This window comes from uncultured Microbulbifer sp., from assembly GCF_947489355.1.
Classification (GTDB): Bacteria; Pseudomonadota; Gammaproteobacteria; order Pseudomonadales; family Cellvibrionaceae; genus Microbulbifer.
In genome coordinates, this window is sequence record NZ_CANLDD010000017.1 from 24,286 (window position 1) to 39,001 (window position 14,716).

11 protein-coding genes and 1 pseudogene are annotated in these 14,716 nt (G+C 56.3%); 3 read left to right on the top strand and 9 right to left on the bottom strand.

What is annotated here, in order from left to right; all coding sequences use genetic code 11:
• Positions 1 to 403: 403 nt before the first annotated feature.
• The 7 genes and pseudogenes from tnpA to Q1A48_RS09405 all read right to left on the bottom strand — a co-directional run bounded on the left by tnpA (position 404) and on the right by Q1A48_RS09405 (position 8,583).
• Positions 404 to 832, bottom strand: a pseudogene (gene tnpA / locus Q1A48_RS09375) (IS200/IS605 family transposase).
• 127 nt (positions 833 to 959) lie between these two features.
• The gene (locus Q1A48_RS09380; protein ID WP_299943925.1) at positions 960 to 2,285 is read right to left on the bottom strand and encodes an ATP-binding protein; all 1,326 of its coding nucleotides are present in this window, start codon (positions 2,283 to 2,285) and stop codon (positions 960 to 962) included.
• Positions 2,285 to 3,637: a sigma-54 dependent transcriptional regulator gene (locus tag Q1A48_RS09385; RefSeq protein ID WP_299943928.1), complete on the bottom strand. Its 1,353-nt coding sequence runs from the start codon at positions 3,635 to 3,637 to the stop codon at positions 2,285 to 2,287. Before Q1A48_RS09385 ends, Q1A48_RS09380 begins: the two co-directional genes overlap by 1 nt.
• Before the next feature lie 351 nt (positions 3,638 to 3,988).
• Positions 3,989 to 5,191: an FtsX-like permease family protein gene (locus Q1A48_RS09390; protein ID WP_299943930.1), complete on the bottom strand. Its 1,203-nt coding sequence runs from the start codon at positions 5,189 to 5,191 to the stop codon at positions 3,989 to 3,991.
• A gap of 9 nt (positions 5,192 to 5,200) precedes the next feature.
• The gene (locus Q1A48_RS09395) at positions 5,201 to 6,517 is read right to left on the bottom strand and encodes an ABC transporter permease (RefSeq protein ID WP_299943933.1); all 1,317 of its coding nucleotides are present in this window, start codon (positions 6,515 to 6,517) and stop codon (positions 5,201 to 5,203) included.
• A gap of 12 nt (positions 6,518 to 6,529) precedes the next feature.
• On the bottom strand, positions 6,530 to 7,231 hold the full coding sequence (locus Q1A48_RS09400; RefSeq protein ID WP_299943936.1) for an ABC transporter ATP-binding protein: 702 nt from the start codon (positions 7,229 to 7,231) through the stop codon (positions 6,530 to 6,532).
• A gap of 71 nt (positions 7,232 to 7,302) precedes the next feature.
• A complete protein-coding gene (locus Q1A48_RS09405; RefSeq protein ID WP_299943939.1) occupies positions 7,303 to 8,583 on the bottom strand; it encodes an efflux RND transporter periplasmic adaptor subunit in 1,281 nt (426 codons plus the stop codon).
• Between the two features lie 398 nt (positions 8,584 to 8,981).
• Between Q1A48_RS09405 and Q1A48_RS09410 the strand changes: the two genes are divergently transcribed.
• On the top strand, positions 8,982 to 10,472 hold the full coding sequence (locus tag Q1A48_RS09410; RefSeq protein ID WP_299944040.1) for a SulP family inorganic anion transporter: 1,491 nt from the start codon (positions 8,982 to 8,984) through the stop codon (positions 10,470 to 10,472).
• A complete protein-coding gene (locus Q1A48_RS09415; RefSeq protein WP_299943941.1) occupies positions 10,472 to 11,374 on the top strand; it encodes a universal stress protein in 903 nt (300 codons plus the stop codon). Before Q1A48_RS09410 ends, Q1A48_RS09415 begins: the two co-directional genes overlap by 1 nt.
• A gap of 9 nt (positions 11,375 to 11,383) precedes the next feature.
• Here the strand turns inward: Q1A48_RS09415 and Q1A48_RS09420 are convergent, their stop codons facing one another.
• Complete coding sequence (locus Q1A48_RS09420; RefSeq protein WP_299943944.1) at positions 11,384 to 13,057, bottom strand: aminotransferase class V-fold PLP-dependent enzyme; 1,674 nt, start codon at positions 13,055 to 13,057, stop codon at positions 11,384 to 11,386.
• A 196-nt stretch (positions 13,058 to 13,253) separates the two neighbouring features.
• Here Q1A48_RS09420 and Q1A48_RS09425 point away from each other — a divergent pair, with 196 nt between their 5' ends.
• Entirely contained in the window at positions 13,254 to 13,724 is a 471-nt protein-coding gene (locus Q1A48_RS09425; protein ID WP_299943947.1) for an Lrp/AsnC family transcriptional regulator, read from the top strand.
• Between the two features lie 27 nt (positions 13,725 to 13,751).
• Here the strand turns inward: Q1A48_RS09425 and Q1A48_RS09430 are convergent, their stop codons facing one another.
• Positions 13,752 to 14,438 carry a DUF2238 domain-containing protein gene (locus Q1A48_RS09430; protein WP_299943949.1) on the bottom strand — a complete coding sequence of 229 codons (687 nt, stop codon included), beginning with the start codon at positions 14,436 to 14,438 and terminating at the stop codon, positions 13,752 to 13,754.
• Positions 14,439 to 14,716 lie beyond the last annotated feature (278 nt).

A 14,716-nucleotide genomic window follows, 5' to 3' on the forward strand; every position in this document is an offset into this window, starting at 1 on the left:
GTGGTATCCAGAAAAAACTGGGCTGCCTTAAGCTTAATCAAAGAGAGCAAATGATAACCATTTCCCACGCTGCTCTAGCGGATCACTGGCTGCCAGAATAATATTCTGCCAAGTCAGATTGTTGATGCAAAATTCCGGCTAACGCTCTACCCCTCGTCTTTATCGCTTGCCAGTGAAGCCAAAGCAGAAGCTTGGGACTATAGCCGATAAGCGTTGCTCCCGTGCGGGTCATTCATTTTCGGTGACTGCCAGGAGCTGCTGATTCAGGTCAGCTTTATATACAAATGAGAAGGAAACCAGTAAATAGCCACCGGCAAAGCCGGTGGCTTTAATCGTGAACCGCTCAAAGCGGTCTGTAGGGAACTAACGTTCCCTGAGCCCCCAAAGGAGGCTGCCTATATCTTCATACCAAGTTCAGTTGCTCTACTCGCGATCTTCTCTTCTCCTGATGACAAATATGCTCCCTGATCACATTCTCATCACGATCAACGGTGGACGCAAAGTAACCTCTCGCTCAGAAGTGTTGCCCTACATAATTTATATGCCGGCCAGAGTGGGTCCTCGCACTGTAAATAGCACTTTTACCTTTGATATATCCCACCACCTGGGAGACAGCATATTTGGGCGGAATCGATATCATCATATGGACATGATCCGGCATTACGTGCCCCTCCTCAATCAGGCTCTCCTTTTGCCGGGCCAACTGGTGAAATACCGTGGGCAACTCTCTGCGCACCCGTCCAAACAGCACCTTTCTACGATACTTTGGGATAAAAACTATGTGGTACTTACACTCCCATTTCGTGTGACTTAAACTGTCCACTTGTCTCATAGTGACTCCTTTGTGTGTTGCTTGGCGGCTCACACATTGGAGTTACTATGGGACTTCCGGATCTGTCAAACTATGCGTGCCTCCCCGGCAAAGCCGGGGGTCTCCCTTTTGGACTAGGGAAAGCCTCTCAGCTTTCTTTCCTTACCCAGGGTAGCCACAGGGTGATCTGCAGACCGCCGTCAGAGCGATTGAGAAGTTGAATATGGCCGTCATGGGCATCGACAATTTCCCGGCAAAGGGCGAGTCCCAGGCCAACCCCCTGTTCCTTGGTGGAAAAAAAGGGGAGTAGCGCTTGTTGCAGTATCTTTTCACTCATGCCGCAGCCTCGGTCTGCGATCACCAGCCGTTGGCCGAGTCCGTCTGTGGTAATGTGCAGTTCAATATCCTTGCTATCGCTTCCGGCTTCGCGGGCATTCTTGATAAGGTTTAGCAACGCTTGTTCAATTTGTATGGGATCAAAATAGCCGGGGCGTTCCGGCAGTTTGCCCGATAGGGTCAATTGTTGCAGGGGGGCTATACGCCCTATCAATTGTGGCCAATCCACAATTTCACAACTGGGTGCAGGCAGTTTGGCGAAGGTGGCATAGCCCTGGGTAAACTCGGTGAGATGTTCGCAGCGCTCGGCGATAATATCGAAGACCTTTTCCAGTGCAGCGGCCTTATCCGGTTGGGTGGTCAGCAGTTTGCCGGAATGTGCCAGAGATGATATTGGCGCCAGGGAGTTATTCAACTCATGGCTGATGAGCCGGATCACTTTTTTCCACACGGCCACTTCCGCGCGGGTCAACTCCCGGGTCATTTCGCGCAAAACAATCAGCCGGTGCTTGTGGGCGTTGAGCACAAAAGTGCTGTTACCGATATGCATGGAATGGACACCATTGTTATCGGTGAAATTAAACAGGCCGTTTTCCCAGTTCTCAATGGCCTTGGCAATTTCCCTGGGGCTGTTCGGGAGCAGTTTCTGCAAAAGCAGGCCCTGGAGGGGTCTGCCCTGGTTCAAAAGTTGTCTCGCACTGCTATTGGAGTAAATAATATGATTGTTCTGGTCCACAAGTAACAGGGCTTGTGGGGAACTCTGGATCACGGTATCGAGGAGCAATTCACGCTGGTAGATATGGGCACGCTCGCGCCGCAGATGCTGACCAATGTCGTTGTAAAGATTTGTGATTTGGCGTAGCTCAATATCCCCTGGAGGAACCAGGGAAATGGAGAAATCACCATCGCGAAAATTCAGCAGGCCCCACCGCAGGGCCTTCAGGGTAGAGGTCAGCGGGCGCAGAGCCAAGCGTATAAAGCCAATCAGTAAGAGTACGCCCAATAGTAAGCCAAAAGCCCAGGAAAAGTGCGCACCGAGGCCGAGATACGCCAATAGCCAGGGAAGGGCGGTGCCTAGGGCGAGTGCCGGGATCGCGATGGCGACAATGCGGCCCTCCAGGGAGAAAACCTTGGACATCAACAGGCAATCCCGTGTTTTTCCAATCGGCGGTACAGCGCTTGCCGACTCATGCCCAACTCCCGTGCCGCCTGAGCAATAATGCCGTTGCAGCGGGCAAGGGTCTGCTCTAATAGTTCGCGACTGGGTTCAAAATCCACCTCTCTTCTTTTGGCTGTTGGCGGTTCCGGCAAAGCCAGGATGGCGTCGTCAATCGTGTCTTCCAGACATAAAACAGTGACACGCTGCATCACATTCTGCAGTTCCCGCACATTGCCTGGCCACGTATAGCGGGTCATGGTAGTCAGCGCCTGCGCAGAGAGTTTCTTGGTGTTGCCGTTTTCGGCTAAAAAACCCATTGCCAGAGGAGCGATATCCTCGGGGCGTTCACAAAGTGGTGGCAGGCGCAGCTCGATCACATTCAGGCGGTAAAACAGGTCCTGGCGGAAGCTGCCCCCGGCAATGGCTTTGGGCAGATCACTATTGGTGGCACTGATAACGCGCACCTTAACCCTGCGGGTCTGGCTGCTGCCGAGGCGCTGGAATTCTCCAGTTTGCAGCACGCGCAACAACTTTACCTGGCCGCTGGCAGAGAGTTCGCCGATCTCGTCGAGAAACAGAGTACCGCCATCGGCGGCCTCGAAACGTCCCTCGCGGGCCCGGTTGCCGGCTCCGGTATAGGCGCCGGGCTCGGCGCCGAACAGTTCCGCCTCCATCAATTCTTCCGGCAGGGCGCCCACATTGACCTTGATATAGGGGCCATCCTGCACTCGGGAGTTGGCCTGTACGATATCCGCGATCTTTTCCTTGCCGGCGCCATTGGGCCCGGTAATCAGTACCGGTACATCGGATCTGGCCACCTGGGTGGTCATCTCCAGCAGTTTCTGCATTTTGTCACTGCGATAGATAATGCCCTGAAGGTCAAATGTTTTTGCCAGCGCGTTGCGCGCATCCAGAGCCTGCTGCTGAGACACCTGCTGGCGCCTTTGCAACTCGCCCAGTTCCAACAGGTTGTTGATAGTGGCAATCAGCTTGTTGTCATCCCAGGGCTTGCCCAGGTAATCCGCCGCTCCGGACTTGACCAGCGCGACTGCCATCTCCAGCTGCGTCCAGGCAGTCAGTAGGATAATCGGCAAGTCCGGATGGATTTCCCGGATGGCGAAAAACAACGCACGGCCCTCTTCACCGGAGGTAGTATCGGCAGTGAAATTCATATCCTGGATGACCAGGCGAATATCCCGATTTTCACGCAATAACTGCAGGCCGGCCTGGGGTGTGATGGCGCAAAGGGATTGTAAATTGTGCAGAGACAGCAATATCTCCAGCGCAGAGAGGATACCGTTGTTGTCGTCGATAATCAGTATTTTATCCATAAGTGTTGGGATTCGGTTGCTGTGTGCCCATTATGCAATGACCGGGCAGGGGTGGGAACTTTGGCCAGATCCCGGGAGGTTGCCAGGTTGCAGTGGTTGAACACTGTATCGAAAAATATCTGCTCAATGTTGGTTGCTTCCTCAATCAACTCATGGGGGTCGCGGTTGCGGAAATGACCGGGTTTGTTTGTATAACCGGGCAAGCTGAAAGTAGCGCGTTTTGCTGTAAGTAAAATGGATACCGGTTCGAACCTCACAAACTCTTCAAAGCGTATAGTTTGGGTGATCGGCAATTGCTTGTTTTAGTATCCCGGCAGCCTGTCTGGCTGCCGGTGCCATGGTGTATTGGCACTACACACTTCTGGTGGCGGTTGCCGGGGAAATATTGGCGGCGCGCAGCGCGGGAGCCAGAGCGGCGCCCAGGCTGACCAGTAAAATCACCAGGGCACAGATGCCCAGCGGTAACAGGGTCAGCACCGGCTGCGAATAATCACGTACCAGATACTGGTTTGCGATCAAAGCGGCGGCGGCGCCCAGAGCGATACCGGTAGCGGCAATCAAGCTGTTTTCGACCAGAAAATAGCGGCTGATATTGGTGCGTGTGGCCCCCAGAGCCCGACGTACACCTATTTGTTTGGTGCGCTGGTTTATCCAGAAGCTGGTGAGGCCCACAATGCCCAGTGCCACGATAAAGCCGAGCATGGCGCCAACCGTGGACAGGACCTTGACCATCATATTGTCCACGGCGTAGCTACGGGCCATATGATTCGACAGAGTATTCACCTCGATTACTCTTTCCGAATCCCGCTCCGCGAGCTTGTCGGCCAGTAGCTTGAAGAGCGCGTCGCGTTCACCGCTCTCTGTGCGTACCAGATAGTTCATGGACTGAGTGGTTCGCAGGGCTGGAAAAAATACCACGTTGCCGGCTTTTGACCATTCTGGCCAGGCGCCCAGGTGGCGCTCCACAATACCGATAATCTCCATGGGACTGTCGCCATTGTACAGGGGCTTGCCCAGGGCATCCTCGCCGGGAAACAGCTTATCCGCCAGTTGCCGCGTAACAATAATAACAGGTGCTTGACGTTGCTCATTGGGGGCCAAAACCTGCATTTCTGTTTCAGTAAAATTGCGCCCGGTCACCAGGGCCAAGCCTAGCGACTCGATAAAATGGGGGTCGGTCCTGTAATAATTGGCAACTTCTCCCCCGGTTTCCTGGTTCGGCTGGGTTTGAAATGCATTTGCAGAGCCGGAACCGGATAGCGGAATCTGGTGGCTGTGTGTGGCATCCACCACACCGGGCAGGGCGCGCAGCATATCCAGGTCGGCGCGCACCGCACCGGCCATATCATAGTCCTGCGGGATCGCGAGGAAATTCACTGTAAGAATATTCTCGATGTCCATGCCGCTTGGGCGAGCCATTTTCTCCATGCGATCCGTGATGATCAGCAGGGTATTGCTCACAATGACCAGGGTTAGCGCCAGTTGCAAGGCAATCAACAGCGCGGAAGCCTTGTGATGCCATAGGGTCGATAATATGGGTTTGAATTCGAACATGGGCGGATCTCACTGGGTTTTCAGGTAAATGGCGGGATTGGTGTGGCTGATGCGCCAGGCCGGGTAGAAACCCGCGAGCAGGCTGGCGAATAATGCCAGTCCAATGGCGGCGAGCATCATCAGCCAGTCCATGGAAGCCACGGTGTCGATCCATCCCATCGCAAGATGGCGACTGGTGCGGATACCAACCAGGGCGACAACAATACCGGCAATACCGCCTATGACCCCGATCGCGGCACTCTCGATCAGGTGCTGGATAAACAGGGCGCTGCGGCTCGCTCCCAGGGCACGGCGCACGCCCGCCTCGGGGGCCTTGCGTAGGAATTTGGCCAGCAGCAGGGCTACCCCATTGATTACGCACACCAGCAGAAACGCCAGGGAGACCCACCCCAGCACGCGGTTGTCGTTTCTGAGGACTTTGTTGAGCCGCAGCCATTCGGAGGGTCTGCTCAAAGCGAATTTCAGTGGCCGCTGAAAGCGCCCCTGGGCCTTTTCACCCTGGATATAGGCGGTGAGGAATGTCTCGTATTGTTGTTTTTGCTCGCCATCGCGCAGCTCCACCCAGTATTGAATCCACACAGATTCGCTCTGCAGAAAGCCCTCATAGCCCTCTGATTTGGAACCACTATCCCATCCGCTGTCATTGCCCCAGGTGTCTATTTCAAATTGTCGGTGCAGGCCGAATGGCACGAACAGGGATTCCGCATCTGCAAAGGGACTGTTAGTGAGGTCGTAGACCTTGGGGGCGGGGTTCCAGTGGTCGATCACCCCCACCACGGTAAAGGGTTCGCCATTCAGGGTAATGCTCTTGCCCATACTGTTTTCCCCGGCAAAGACCCTGTCATTGGTGGCCTTCGGCAGCACCACCACTTGCGTATGCGCCTGGTCAGCCGCGCTATCCCAGGTGCCGCCATACAGAAAAGGGACATCGAACAGGGCGAAGAAGTCGCGGCTGGTCACCCGTGCCGAGGCCACAAAGGGGCGCAGATGCGAATCTTCCCGTTCGACAGTGAAGCCGAAACGGTGCATGGCGACCTGGCGGGTGGGAATATCCGAGCGCAGCAGTGCCTGGGCATCCTGGTAGGTCAGCTGCCAGGGTATTTCATTGGCCGTGTCATTGGCTTTATTGGGATCCCAGCTGTCCAACTGCACAGCGTAGAGGACGTTGTCTTTATGCTGCAAGGCATTCCGTGACATCATATAGTTGAGGGTCAACACCGTCATGGCGGCGCCCACACCGACTGCGATCGCGGCAACCATTAATGCGCTGAGAATGGGGGTGCTGCGCAGGCTGCGCAGCGCGAGAGAAATATAGTAGATGATCATTCTGTGGGCTCCCTAAGCGCTGACGGCATCGGATTGTTCGGTGACCGGGCGCAGATCGCAGACCTGCCCATCCACAATCTGGATATTGCGCTGGGCGCGGCGGGCCAGGTCCGGGTCGTGGGTAACCATGACGATGGTGGTGCCCCATTCGTTGACAAATTCCAGCAGTTCCATCACCTGGCGGGCCATCAGGGAGTCGAGATTGCCGGTGGGTTCGTCCGCGAGCAGAAAGCGCGGTTCGCCGGCCAGGGCGCGAGCGATGGCGATACGCTGCTGCTGCCCGCCGGAGAGCTGTGCCGGCAGGTGTCTGGCGCGGGCCGACAGGCCCACCTGCTCCAGTACTTTTTCAATACGCTTACGGCGCTCTTTGGCATTAAAGCCGCGGTAACGCAGCGGCACGTCGATATTGTCGAACAGGTTCAGATCGGGAATCAGGTTGAACCCCTGGAAAATAAAGCCGATTTTCTCGTTGCGCAGGTGCGAGCGCTGGCGATCATTGAGGTTGCTGACGTCCTCGCCATCGAGCAGGTATTGGCCGTCGGTGGAGGGCTCAAGCAGTCCGGCGATATTCAGGAAGGTGGTCTTGCCGGAGCCGCTGGGGCCGGTCACGGACACAAACTCGCCTTCTTTGACTTCCAGGCTGAAGTCGCGCAACGCGTGGGTTTCGATAGTGTCTGTGCGGAAACTCTTGCGGATGTTATGCATTTTGAGCATGGCGATGTTCCTTGTTGATCACTGAATTTTTTTTGCGGTCTTTGTGTGGGCGGCACCCTATTTGCGCGGCGTTATTCCTTCAAGGCAACCAGCTGCGCGTTTTCCAGTTCCTCGGCGGAAGAGATTATGATTTGATCCCCTTCCTGCAGGCCGGAAACAATCTCCACCTGTTTCAATCCCAGGGCGCCGATCTGGATGGATACCCGCTCCGCCTGTTGTGCGTTATTGAGACGGAATACATGACGACCACCGCTTTGGTGGAGAAATCCTCCCCGTTTCACCAGCAGTACACCGTTGCGGTTTTCCAGTAGGATGCGGGCGGTGAGGCGCAGGTTCTGGCGCAGGTTCTGGGGCTGCCCTTCGGTAAAGCGCACCCGCGCAATGACCTGGTTATTGATCACTTCGGGGGAAATGGCGGTAATCTCGCCGGGTAATTCTTTGCCGCCGAGATTGATAGCGACGGCCATGTCCAGACCCAGGTCATCGGCATAGTTTTCAGGCACAGCGGCCTCCAGTTCAAAACTGGTGAGATCCACCACTGTGATCAAGGGGGCGTTGGCCGCAACGGCACTGCGTTGTGATGCGGCTAGGCTGCCGATGGTGCCGCTCACGGGGGAGAGGATCTCCAGTTCGCGTACGCGACGCTGCAGCTCCTCTACCTGTAATTTCTGCTGGGAGACCTGTAGGTGGAGTGTCTGGGTATCAAAGTGGAGGGATTCTTTTTCCAACTCGGCATTTTGTACGGCTTGCTCATATTCCAACTGTGCACGGGCCATATCGTCCTTATTTTTTTCAAAATCGAGCAGGGAAATAATCTGCTTTTCCCTGGAAAGCTCAGCGCGTTTTAATTCCCGTTTGGCAGCGGTGAGATTGACCCTGGCAAGATCGGCCTTTTGTCGGTTTTCCATCCGTTGGCGTTTGGCCTGGATCTTTTGTCGCTGTAACTCCACGGTTAGTTGGTTGAACTGAGCTTCCCCCTGGGCCAGTTGGTTGGACAACGCGGGGCTTTCGACTGAGGCCAGCAGTTGACCCGCCTCCACGGTATCGCCTGCCTTTACCGCGAACTTCACAATGCCCTGGGCCGGGCTGTACAGGGTGGGGCTGTTGGCGGCGACCACTCTGCCCTGGACTACCAGGTCGCGGATCAGGTCGCCGCGCTGGACCTGGGCGATATTGATCCGCGCCAGCGAGAGGGTGCCGTCTACAGACCCGGTGTTATGCCAGGCGCCAATGCCCCAGGTTAAAAAGGCGACGGTGATACCGAGCAGAGCGGAAGCCTGATAGGTTTTCGGGTTCTTCCAAAGCGGTACGGCTTCGATTCTTGTGTCCTGCCTGGAAGTGTCTCTTATCATTGCGGCTTTCCATCTCTCTGTGTGGTTGCGTCTGCTTTGATAATTTGGATGCAGCGCATTTCTGTTTTGGATGCAAATCAGGAAAATCTGCTTTATGGAATAGATGGCAATAGCCGTGCCAAATTTTCAAATGCAAATAACCTATTAATAGTTAAAGGTTTTATCGTTTTTCTGGGATTGTGTATCGCTGCCGAGGTGTCCGCTAAAAGTGTCCGCTGTCCGCCTTGTACGGGAGGGGGACAACATTCCTCAAGATGTAACAGGTGCTGTTGAAGGTGTCGGTGATTCAGGATATGGCCGTCTGGGGTGCGGCCATGCAGGGGCGGGTGGTTTGTGGTAGAGTGCGCGGTCTTTTTCCGATCCTTTCAGCTGTATTGCATTTTATGTTTCTCCCTTCGTTGTTGTCTTCCACCCGGGCCGATTGGTTCGGGAATATCCGTCGTGACGTACTTGCGGGCCTGGTGGTGGCCCTGGCACTGATCCCCGAGGCCATCGCCTTTTCCATTATTGCCGGGGTAGACCCGCGGGTCGGTCTCTACGCTTCATTTTGTATCGCTGTGGTGATCGCCTTTGTGGGCGGTCGACCGGGGATGATCTCCGCTGCCACCGGCGCCATGGCCCTGCTAATGGTCACCCTGGTGAAGGAGCACGGTCTGCAGTATCTGCTGGCGGCGACACTGCTCACCGGGGTATTGCAGATCATTGCCGGCTATCTGAAGCTGGGTAGCCTGATGAGCTTTGTCTCCCGTGCGGTGGTCACGGGGTTTGTGAACGCCCTGGCCATTTTGATCTTCCTGGCGCAGATGCCCGAGCTGACTGGAGGCTCCTGGGAAGTCTACGCCATGACGGCTGCGGGCCTGGGTATTATCTATCTGTTTCCGTATATTCCTGTGATCGGCAAAGCCGTGCCTTCACCGCTGGTATGTATCCTGTTACTGACCGCTATTGCCATGACCATGGACCTGGATATCCGTACCGTAGGCGATATGGGTGCGCTGCCGGATACCCTGCCGATTTTCCTCTGGCCGGAGGTGCCGATAAACTTCGAGACCCTGCAGATTATTTTCCCCTATTCCGCCGGTTTGGCGGTGGTGGGGCTGCTGGAATCTTTGATGACTGCGACCATCGTCGATGAACTCACCGACACTCCGAGCGATAAGAACCGCGAATGCAAGGGGCAGGGCATCGCCAATATTGCCGCGGGCACCCTGGGTGGAATGGCCGGCTGTGCGATGATCGGGCAGTCGGTGATCAACGTGAAATCCGGCGGTCGCGGCCGCCTCTCCACTCTGGTGGCGGGTATTGGCCTGTTGGCGCTGGTGGTCTTCCTCAGTGACTGGGTGGCGGTGATCCCCATGGCGGCGCTGGTTGCGGTCATGATCATGGTCTCTATCGGTACGTTTAGCTGGGACTCCATCCGCAATCTTAAGCACCATCCCCTCTCCACCAATCTGGTGATGCTGGCGACAGTGATTGTGGTAGTGTGGACCCACAACCTGGCCTATGGTGTATTTGTCGGCGTGTTGCTGGCGGCTTTGTTCTTCGCCAATAAGGTCAGCCATTTTATGTATGTCAGCAGCACGCTGGATGCGGTGAAAAGCCGCCGCACCTATAAGGTTATGGGGCAGGTGTTTTTCAATTCCGCGGACAAATTTACCGCTTCGTTTGATTTCAAAGAAGTGGTGGACACGGTGGTGGTCGACCTGAGCCGGGCGCATTTCTGGGATGTTTCCGCTGTGTATGCGCTGGACAAGGTCGTGCTGAAGTTCCGCCGTGAGGGCGCAGAAGTGACGCTGGTAGGGTTGAATGAAGCCAGTGAAACCATCGTCGACCGATTCGGCGTACACGATAAACCCGAGGAAATTGAACGGGTTCTTGGAGGGCATTGATGGCTGTAAGCAACAGAGACAATAACAATAAGACAACCTGTAATGGTGGCACCCCGCCGTCGGTACTCTCCTGTATCGACGGTTCCCATTACACCGGTGCGGTGTGCGATTACTCAGCCTGGCTGGCGGGCAATCTGCAGGCGCCGTTGAAACTGTTGCACAACATCGAGCGCAGCAATGTCCCTGCGTTGACGGACTTTACTGGCAGTATCGGCCTTGGCAGCCAGGAGGAGCTGTTGGAAGAGCTGACCGCGCTGGAGCAGGAGCGCGCGCAGCTATTGGTGAAGCAGGGCAAACTGATGTTGCAGGCCGCGCGCAAACGCGTTGAAGAGGCCGGGGTTGGGCAGGTGATGACCTGCCAGCGCCACGACAGTCTTCCAGAGTCTGTGCTGGACTTGGAGGATGGTATCCGCGCCCTGGTGTTGGGTATTCGCGGCGAGGAGCACGGCGATTCCGAGCAGGGCCTGGGGGCGCAATTGGAAACCGTGGTGCGCTCCCTGCACAAACCGATCCTGGTGGTAAACCGGGAATTCCGGACGCCACATCGGGTGATGCTCGCATACGATGGCAGCGAGGCGGCGCGCAAAGCGTTGTCTTTGGTCGCCGGGAGTGCACTTTTTCGCAGCCTGTCTTTGCACCTGGTGAATGTGGGGTCTGCAGAAACGGCGGAAGTACTGCTGGCGGAAGCCAGTGCCCAGCTGGATGAGAAGGGCCTGGCAGTGAGTGCCAGCCACCTGCAGGGCAATACCGTCGAGGCCCTGATTGCCTATCAGATGGAATATCAGATTGATTTGACGGTAATGGGCGCCTTTAGCCACAACCGCTTGCGCGATCTGTTGATGGGCAGTATTACCGCCAAGATGCTGCTGAACACCCGCCAGCCGCTGCTGTTGCTGCGATAGGGGTTCCCCTTAAAGTGCCAGCGCGGCTTCCTCGGGGCTCACAAACCAGCGCAGTTTGTCCGCGTCCGCGGGCAGCGACAAATCGTAGTGTTGCCCATTGCGCTGCTTGCGACACAGCTCCCGCTCGGCAAGGGCCAGGTACTTGTCGAGGGCGCACAGCGGCGGCTTCGTTTCTGTCGGCATTGTTGGCAAGTCGCTGAAGTCCGGCTGCGCCAGACAGGAGGTCGCAAGCGGTTTTTTGCCCTGGTAGCGCCAAACGCCCTGGGCTTCATCGAAGCAGTAGTAAGGCAGCAGTTTCCAGCCGTGCTGCGCCACCAGTGATACGGCATCCAGCAAGTAGGCAAACACCTCCTCACTGATAAAGTAGTTAAAATTCAGGCGTACCCAACCGGGGCGCATCAGCTTCTGTCCCTTGAGTATCTGTTCTTCCAGAGCGCGGCTGTAGGCCATATCGATGCCCAACAGCGTGTGGCCGTAAGGGCCGGCACAGGAACACCCACCGCGGGCCTGGATACCGAAAAGATCGTTGAGCAGCGCCACCACGAAGCCGTAGTGCAAATCGCCTCCGCGCCATTTGATGCGCAGCGAAACAATGGAGAGGCGCGGTACGTCCGGATTGCCGAGAATCTCGATATTTTCCTCCCTGGACCAGTGCGCCAAGGCGCGATCCACCAGCGCTTTTTCCCGTCGGGTAATCTCATCAATGCCCACCGCCCGCTGCAACTTGAATACCATGCCGGCGCGGATGGATTCGATGATGGCCGGGGTGCCCCCTTCCTCCCGGCGCTCGGGGTCGGCCAGATAGCGGTGATCCTCGGGAGTGACGTAAAGTACCGTGCCCCCGCCGGGCGTCGCCGGTACCGTGTTTTGCAGCAGCCGCTTATGCACCACGAGTATCCCCGGAGTGCCGGGTCCGCCAACAAATTTGTGGGGTGAAATAAATACCGCGTCCTTGCCGCTGTCCCCCTGGGCATCCCGCCGGCCGCACATATCGATGGCCAGATAGGGGGCGGCCGCAGCATAGTCCCAGAAGGACAGGGCACCGTGTCGATGGAGCAGGCGGGTCACAGCTTCCACATCGGTCACAATGCCTGTCACATTGGAGGCGGCGGAAAAGCTGCCGATCTTGAGGGAGCGGCCGGCGTGGGTGTGCAGCTGTCTCTCCAGGGCATTCAGGTCCAGGGTGCCGGCATTGTTCAGGGGTATGGAAACCAGATCGGCAATGCTCTCCCGCCAGGGCAATTCGTTGGAGTGATGCTCATAGGGGCCGATAAAGACCACCGGTCGCCGCTTCGCAGGGATACTGTCCCGCAGGCGGTACTGCCGGTCCAGGTCGGCGGGCAAGCGCAGGTTGAGGATATCGATCAGTTTATTGATTGCCGCGGTGGCGCCGGAACCGCAGAAAATGATCTTGTGCTCGGGGCCGGCATTGATCGTGCGCCGGATTTCCTCGCGCGCTTCTTCGCGCAGGGCGGTGGTCTGTGCTCCTGTGTAGGAAGTCTCGCTGTGTGTATTGGCGTAGTAGGGCAATACCCACTGGCGGATCGCGTCCTCGATAAAGGTCAGGGAACGCCCGGAAGCCGTGTAGTCTGCATAGATCAATGGCTTCGGGCCAAAGGGGGTATCGATCGGTTGCATATCACCGATCACCGAATCGCGGATGCGTTTTATCAGCGTTATCATGTTGCATTCCCCTGTTTGATCGGGCCTTATTCTAGGGCTTTACAGGCGAAACAACATGTCTCTTGGTGTCTCTATTTTGATAATTATCGAAACAATGTGCCGGAAAAATTTCTTAATTGGAACGATAAGATATAATATTTGTTAATTGCGAGACGTATGGGGTTTTGGCTAATGTGGGGCGGCGAGGGGATAGGCAATGGGATTCAGTAAACAGGACAGACAGATTCTGGAATGGCTGCAGCGGGATGCGACGCTTTCCGTGGGGGAGGTTGCCGAGCGGGTAGGCTTGTCCAAGTCTGCCTGTTGGCGGCGCATACACCGGATGGAGGCGGATGGCGTGATTGCCGAACGGGTGACCCTTCTGAACCAGCACAAGTTAAACCTGCCGCTGACGGTGTACATTTCTGTCCGCACCAACCAGCACAATGATCAATGGGCGGCACGGTTTGGTGAGCTGGTGCAGGGGATTGCAGAGATTCTGGAGGTCCACCGCATGAGCGGGGACCTGGATTACCTGCTCAAGGCGGTGGTCACCGATATGCCCGGTTACGACCGTCTGTATAAGGAGCTGATCAAGGCCGACCTGTTCGATGTCAGCTCCAGTTTTGTGATGGAAACCATGAAGCAGACAACCCGCCTGCCATTGAAACATGCTATGGGCAAATGACACACAATGGCTGTGGCGTCCGCGCGATTATCGCCGGTGTTTCGCCTCGCCCAGGGCCTGGTCGTGCGCCGGTACAGACAGGCTATTGCGAATATCCCCCAAGGCATTGGCGCTGCGCCAGCGGTTTAAGGCCAGAACCACCAGCATCGCAACAATGGAGCCCAGCCCGGCCAGCAGCATGTCTTTTTGAGCGTCCCAGATATCTCCCTGGGAACCTAGATAGGCAATGCCCAGTTCCGGTGAGACAGTGCGGGCTGCCAGCCATTCGATGATTTCATAGATGGAAGACAGGGCGAAGGTCATGTCAACGGGAAAGAAGTAGGCCCAGAACCCATGCAGGCCCGCCATACGCACCAGTATTTCCCGTACCGGATAGGCCAGCAACAATCCAAAACTGAAATGCACCAGCCGATCGTACATATTGCGTTCGGCACCGATCCACTCCTGCAGGGTAAAGCCGAAGGGCACTTCCGCATAGGTATAGTGGGAGCCGACCAGATGCAGGCACATAAACAGGGTTATCAGCGTATAGGACACTTTGGAGAGCGGGAAAGCGTGTGTGCTGATCAAAATCACCGGCAGCGCGGCGAATACTAGGTAATTTTCCAGCAACCAGTCGTCCGGATGCAGGGGCTGCCAGGCGGACCAGCCCCAGGTAAGGGCAAAAACGACCAGTAAAGACAGGTGGAATCCATGTTGGCGGAGTGTGAACATAACGGCGGAAACCCCACTGCAGACAAGGTGAATCCGCGCCAGCATACACCATTGTGCGCAATGGGTTGCGCCTGAACACGTCTCTCAACGCGACCTGGCGCGGGGTTGGGCGATGGGGCAGGTGGCTGCTTTGGCCGGTGGCCCGGATATTTTGGACAAGCCGGGGTCGCGCGGTGGAATGCCGCTATGGGACTCCCGAGCCACAACCATTAGAATGGCGCGTCGAGATGGCCCAGGCGTCGGTACGCTTGTATTTCGGTCATCGTTTCCCCTGGTAC